Here is a 6,000-nt window from a genome sequence, read left to right as displayed (position 1 = left end):
GCTTTACGCGCAACGAAAAAGGCCGTGGCGCGTCAACCTATTTAAGGACGAGACACCATGTCTATGGGTTTTCGTAGCGTGGGCGTTCCACGCACATGGAAACTGTTCGGATGTGGCCGGCCATCGCTGAACGCGTGGGCGGGAGGACCCGCCCACCGTACCGGTGACAGTACCTTTTTTCGCCCACGCGATGACCGGCCCCATCCATAAACGTTCCGCCGCCAAGTGCGGCGCGCTTGAGCAGTGTCATATCTGGGTCATATTGGCGGCCTATACTGGACCCATCTGCGATACACGTAACCGATATGCGTGATCCCAGACAGGTGTGTTGCACGTGTGCAGCACACCGTACCGAATTTCCGCGTCTCTTGGCCCGATCTTGGGTTCGCCCGCCTCTCAATGGCGGGCATTTTTTTCTTCCAGGCTATTTGTAATTCGGCGTGGAAAACTCGACAAATAAATCGCTCTGCTGAACTTGAAGGTAGCGGGGTTTTCGCTATTATTAAATGCATGCCTTGCATCACAGGCTACACAAGGAGTTGGTCCAATGAGTGTACATGTCCCTGAAGCAATGCCGAACAATCAGCAACACCCGCACGCTGCCCCCTCCCGTCGGCAACACGGTCCCGACGACCGCCTGATCCTCTCCGAACTGAACCCGGAAGCAGTCGTGGACCGCCTCGACGGCGACGATGCGCCGCTCAACCTGCTCACGTTCGGCGACGTGCGCGAGGTTTGTCCCAAATGCCAGCAGAACCAGCTCAAGCTGGTGCTGCGCCAGGCCACGGTTCGCATCGCGCATCTGTTCTGCGCCGACTGCGAGAGCTGTTTCGACGCCCATTACGCCAACGGCAGGCCCGCGCTCACGATTTGAGCCGCGCAGTTGAGTGGCGCAGTTGGGTCCGCATTTGGATCGATCCTGCGCAAGGATGGCCGCCGCACGGGCACTCGCGCGCATGCCGGACATGGTATCGTGGGGACTTTGGATTGCCTAGTTTGCCATGTCCAACGTCCTGTACCTGCTCGTGCTCGATCCCCGGTTGCGCAAGCTGCGCCTTGCCTTGGCGATCTTGCTGTTCTTGACGATCGTCATCACCGGCAACATTCCCGGCGCGCGCTCGGAAATCGGCCACTACGCGCCGGGCACCGTGTTGCACTTTCTCTCGTACTCCGGGCTGGCCCTGTTGTGGTACACCGGCAGCACCGGCAGCGCCATGGCCAGGTCGCTCAAGGCCGTGCTGGCCATCGCCGCCATGGGCGCTTGCGATGAGTTCATTCAAAGCTTCTTCCCTTACCGCGGCGCCGACATCCGCGACTGGATGGTCGATTGCATAGCTGCAGTCACCACCTGCGGCCTGCTGTCGGCCTTCTTGCCCAAACCGATGCCGGCGCGCTGATCGCCTGCGCCAGGCCCGCATTGATCTGCCCAGCCATTTGACGTGGGTCAGGTCCAACCCGAGTCAGCTGGAACGTCGACCTCGTTCGCTCCTCTTACCGAAGTGGCATGCGGCATCGTCACGCACACCCACTGAGAAGTCCAACAGAAGGAGTTGATCATGATGCAAAAAAAACAGAGCGTGGTCTTGGCGGGCCTGCTGGCACTGGCGTTCGGTATGTCCGCGTGTAGTGCCATGCATGGCGGTGAATCCGGTGAGACCAGCGGCAGCATGCCGAGCCCGGCCACCGGCACTTCCGGTGCCGCGGGCGCTACTGGCGCCGCAGGCGGCACTTCCGAACAGGGCACCTCGGGTACGTCAGGCATGTCGGGCGCTTCCGGCACGTCGGGTACGTCCGGCGCCCAGGGCACTTCCGGCTATGAGCAGGGCGCTCCCGGCGCCGCGGGCACTTCCGGCGCCGCCGGCAGCACCGGTACTTCCGGTTATGAGCAGGGCGCCCCTGGCCAGCCTGGGGCCGCAGGCATGCCATCGCAGGGGACGTCCGGTGCGACGGGCGCCACCTCGGCGGGCGTGAACCCGAACGCGACCGTCACGCTGATTGAAGTCATGCCGGGCGGCGAAACTGCCGGCGGCGCAATGGGCGGCGGCGGTGCGGCCGGCGCGACGGGCGCCAGCGGCGTGTCTGGCGCCAGCGGCGCAACGGGCGCCGGCGGCACGGCCGGCACGATGGGCGCCGCGGGGGGCACCGAGACGCGCATCTATCGCATCACCCTTCACATGGACGACGGCAGCACCCGCGTGGTCACCATGAACAGCACTCCGGATTTCCGAGCCGGCGACCGCGTCAACCTGAGCGGCGCTACCATCGCGCACTAGACTGCCGCACCAGACCCCGCATTGTTGCGCCGGACCTGTTCCGGCGCGGCCTGATTGACGGCGGCTGCGCCCGCACCCGCGCCATTCAGGGAACGGGCATCGCGCCGAAGAACCGCTGTTCCCAGCGCCAGGCGTGTTCGACGATGGTGTCCAGTTCCGGATATGCCGGCCGCCAGCCAAGCTCGGCCTTGGCTAGCGCCGCATCGGCGACCAGCCGCGGCGGGTCGCCCTCGCGGCGCGGACCGAAGTTGTGCCGGATCGCGCGCCCGGTGACCCGTTGCGCGGCCGCGATCACCTCGAGGTTCGAGTACCCTGCCCCGTTGCCGAGGTTGTAGCGCCGGCTGGGCCCGCTATCAAGCAGCGCGCGCAGCGCCAGCAGGTGCGCGACGGCCAAGTCCGACACGTGGATATAGTCGCGGATGCAGGTGCCGTCCGGCGTCGGGTAGTCCTTGCCGTACACGGTCATCGCCGCGCGCCGCCCGCTGGCGGCCTGCAGCACCATCGGGATCAGGTGGGTTTCCGGCTCGTGGCACTCGCCCAGCTGCCCGTCCGGATCGGCGCCGGCCGCGTTGAAATAGCGCAGGCAGCATGAGTGCAGGCCATGGGCATGGTCGAAGTCCTCCAGTATCTGCTCGACCATCCACTTCGAGCGCCCATACGGATTGATCGGCGCCTTCGGGTGCGTTTCGTCGATCGGCACGTACTCGGGATTGCCAAAGATCGCCGCGCTCGACGAAAAGACGAAACGCTTGATTCCGTGCCTGACCATCGCCCGCAGCAACAGCACTGTGTTGCCGACATTGTTGTCGTAATAGCGTCCAGGGTGGGCCACCGATTCGCCCACCTGGATGTAGCCGGCGAAGTGCATCACCGCCTCGAACCGGAACAGCTGCAACAGCGCGTCCAGCATGCCCGGGTCGCCCAGCTCGCCGACCACCAGCTCCCCCGCGGGCACGGCCGCGCGCCGGCCGTTGGACAGGTTGTCCAACACCACCGGCACGTAGCCCGACTCGCCCAGCAGCTTGACCATGTGCGCGCCGATATAGCCCGCTCCGCCAACCACCAGGATGTGCGGATCCATGGGTCACTCCGAGCTCGCTTTCTGGGCCCGCGCCCGTTCGGCCAGCACCGTTTCCGCCGCCTTCTTGCCGGCCAGGAAGGCGTGATCCGAGTTGTAGTACTCCCACTCGCTGTAGCGCCCGGCCAGCACGATATCGTAGCGCGCCAGCCATTTGCGGATCAGTTGCACGTTGGCCGCTCGCGCATGGTCGTACACCACGTACGCGTACGGCATGTCGACCATGTTGGTGGTGATGATCGGATCATCCTCGCGCAGCATGGTGACCTTCTTGCAGTCCTCGATGCAGCGCTCGATCAGGGCCTGGCCGTCCAGGGGCAGCGGCTTGTACGGCGAATATGAAATCTCGCAGGTCAGCCCGAAGCCGCCGGGCGGATTGCAGTACGGGCTGGCATTGCCCTGCACGAAGATGCGGTGGAAGATCGTGTCTTCCGGGTAGTAGATCCAGTGCTTGTCGGTGATCTGCTCGCGCCCGACCCCGATGTTGACGCAGCGGATCGACAAGTGTTGCAACCTACGCGCGGCGGTGCGTACCTCCTCCGGCGCCTCGGCCCCGATCAGCTTGATCAGCTCGGGCAGCGGCATGGTCGAGACCAGGTGGTCGTAGCGGTACCGGCTGCCGTCAAGCAGCACCACCACGTGTTCGCGCGGCAGCAACTGGGCGGCCGTGGCGTTCAGTTCGACCCGGCCGGTAATATGCGGCAAGAACGCGTTCATCAACGCCTGGAAGCCGCCGCGCAGCGGATAGCCGAAGCGCGCATTCGGTCCCATCGGCTTGGCCACCGGCTCCAGCGCGCCCTCGATGATTTCCTCCAGGTTCGGTAGCGGCACCCGCCCGCCCAGCCACGAGGTTTCCATCTCGGACAGGGGCACGGTCCACAGCTTGCGGTTGTAGGGAATCGCGAAATGTTGCGCGATGCCCCTGCCCCACACCTTGTAGATGAACTCCTCGAAGTTCTGCACCTCGCACTTGCGCGGTGCCACCGCCCCGGCATTGGCCACGTCGGCGGTGCCGTCGGCGCAGCAATCCTCCACCGGCTTGACCGCGCACCCGCGCTCGGCACTGGCAGCGGCAGCCTCGGCAGCAGAGCGCGCTTCGATCGCGCCCATGATGCATTCGGTGATCACCTTCGGCGGCAGGCCGTACAACGCCCCCTGGAACGGGTAGCGCGTGTAGACGTTCTTGCTGTAGACCCAGGCCTCGCGGTTCTGCCAGTGCATGTTCTCGCCCAGCAGCATGTCGTACAGCTTGAGCACATACGGGTCGTTGGAGAACATGATGTGCCCGGCATAATCGAAGGTGAAGCCATGGTCCTCGACCGAGCGGCACCAGCCGCCCACCGCCGGGTTCTTCTCCAGCAGCACCGTGCCCTCGCCCAGGTGGTAGGCCGCCGACAGCCCGGTCGGGCCGGCGCCGATGACCACGGTGCGCACCTGCTGCGCGCCACCCTGCGCGGGACGCAGCGGATTGACCTTCGCATCGGCCACGCCCGCCGGCGCCTGGCCGCCGCTGAAAGCCACGCGCCGCCGGCGCAGCGGCACCTTGTCGATCAGCTCGCGCATGCACTCCACCGTCTGGTCCCACGAAGTCGCGGCGACGATCTCGCGCATCTTCACCGCCATCGCCGCGCGCTCGTCAGGCCGGAGCGCCAGCGCGGCCTCGCAGGCGGCGATGAACCGCGGCGCGTCCTCGGCGATCGCGACCACGTGGCCATACGGGCGCGCCACGTCATTGATCGGGGTGCTGACGATCGGCAGCTCCGCCGCCATGTATTCCAGCACCTTGGTCGGGCTGATGAAGCGGGTCGCCTCGTTCAGCGCGAACGGCAGCAGGCACACGTCCCACCCGGCCAAAAAATCGGGCAGTGCCTGGTAAGGCTGCTGCCCGAGATAGTGGATGTTCGGCCGCTGCGGCAGCTCGCCGCGGCCGATCTTGATGATAGGGCCGACCAGCACGACCTGCCACTCTGGATGCGCGTCGGCCACGGCGGCCACCAGCGCGGTGTCGAAGCGCTCGTCGATCACACCATAAAAGCCCAGGCGCGGGTGCGCTATCGCCTCCTGCGCCGGGTGGCTGCGGCTGCGATCGAGCGCGGCGGCGAAGTGCGCCACATCGACGCTGCTCGGGAAGCAGTGCGCGTTCGGATGGCGGTTGCGCTTGGCCTCGTACAGGCTCGGGCCGCCGGTGAACACCAGGTCGGCCAGGTTCAGCAATGCGGTCTCGCGCTGCAGCAGCTGGCGCGGCGGGTTCTTGAACGCCGCCAGCTCGTCCATGCAATCGTAGACCACCAGGCTCGGCTCGAGCCCCTGCAGCAGCGGCAGCGCCATCGGCGTGTAGAACCAGGCGATCACCGGCTCGCCGGGCGCCAGCAGGCGGGCCAGCAGCGGCTGCACCAGCGGGATCTGGTCGTCATGAAAGCCGCCCGCCGCCACCGGGGTGTGCGCCCTGCACACCGTGACATTCGGCGCCGGATGGGATTGTTCCATGAACGGTTCGCCCGCATCGTGCTCGGGCTCCTCGACAAACAGGATCGGGTAGTGCTGCGCCAGGCGCGACAGCAGGTGCTGCGGCCGCTGGAAGACGAAATCCCAGCGCAGGTGAGAAAATACCACGACAGTAGGCATGATGACTCCTTTCGCGCCCGCGTT

At 65.9% G+C, this 6,000-nt stretch carries 5 protein-coding genes; 3 read left to right on the top strand and 2 right to left on the bottom strand.

Annotation, left to right across the window (positions count from 1 at the left end):
* Positions 1-547: 547 nt before the first annotated feature.
* From E4O92_RS03735 to E4O92_RS03725, 3 genes are all read left to right on the top strand, one after another.
* Positions 548-874, top strand: coding sequence for a hypothetical protein (locus E4O92_RS03735; protein ID WP_135188408.1), 327 nt, complete (start codon positions 548-550; stop codon positions 872-874).
* A gap of 127 nt (positions 875-1,001) precedes the next feature.
* Positions 1,002-1,397, top strand: coding sequence for a VanZ family protein (locus E4O92_RS03730; RefSeq protein ID WP_135188407.1), 396 nt, complete (start codon positions 1,002-1,004; stop codon positions 1,395-1,397).
* Positions 1,398-1,556: 159 nt separating this feature from the next.
* Positions 1,557-2,273, top strand: coding sequence for a hypothetical protein (locus E4O92_RS03725; RefSeq protein WP_135188406.1), 717 nt, complete (start codon positions 1,557-1,559; stop codon positions 2,271-2,273).
* Between the two features lie 85 nt (positions 2,274-2,358).
* Here the strand turns inward: E4O92_RS03725 and galE are convergent, their stop codons facing one another.
* Positions 2,359-3,354: a UDP-glucose 4-epimerase GalE gene (gene galE, locus E4O92_RS03720; RefSeq protein WP_135188405.1), complete on the bottom strand. Its 996-nt coding sequence runs from the start codon at positions 3,352-3,354 to the stop codon at positions 2,359-2,361.
* Positions 3,355-3,357: 3 nt separating this feature from the next.
* Positions 3,358-5,976 (bottom strand): FAD-dependent oxidoreductase, encoded by a 2,619-nt coding sequence (locus E4O92_RS03715; protein WP_135188404.1) that lies wholly within the window; start codon positions 5,974-5,976, stop codon positions 3,358-3,360.
* Positions 5,977-6,000 lie beyond the last annotated feature (24 nt).

Origin of the sequence: Massilia horti, from assembly GCF_004614195.1 — a bacterium.
GTDB lineage: Bacteria > Pseudomonadota > Gammaproteobacteria > Burkholderiales > Burkholderiaceae_D > Telluria > Telluria horti.
Note: the sequence above shows the minus strand (reverse complement) of the source record. Positions and strands in the feature narration are given on the sequence as shown.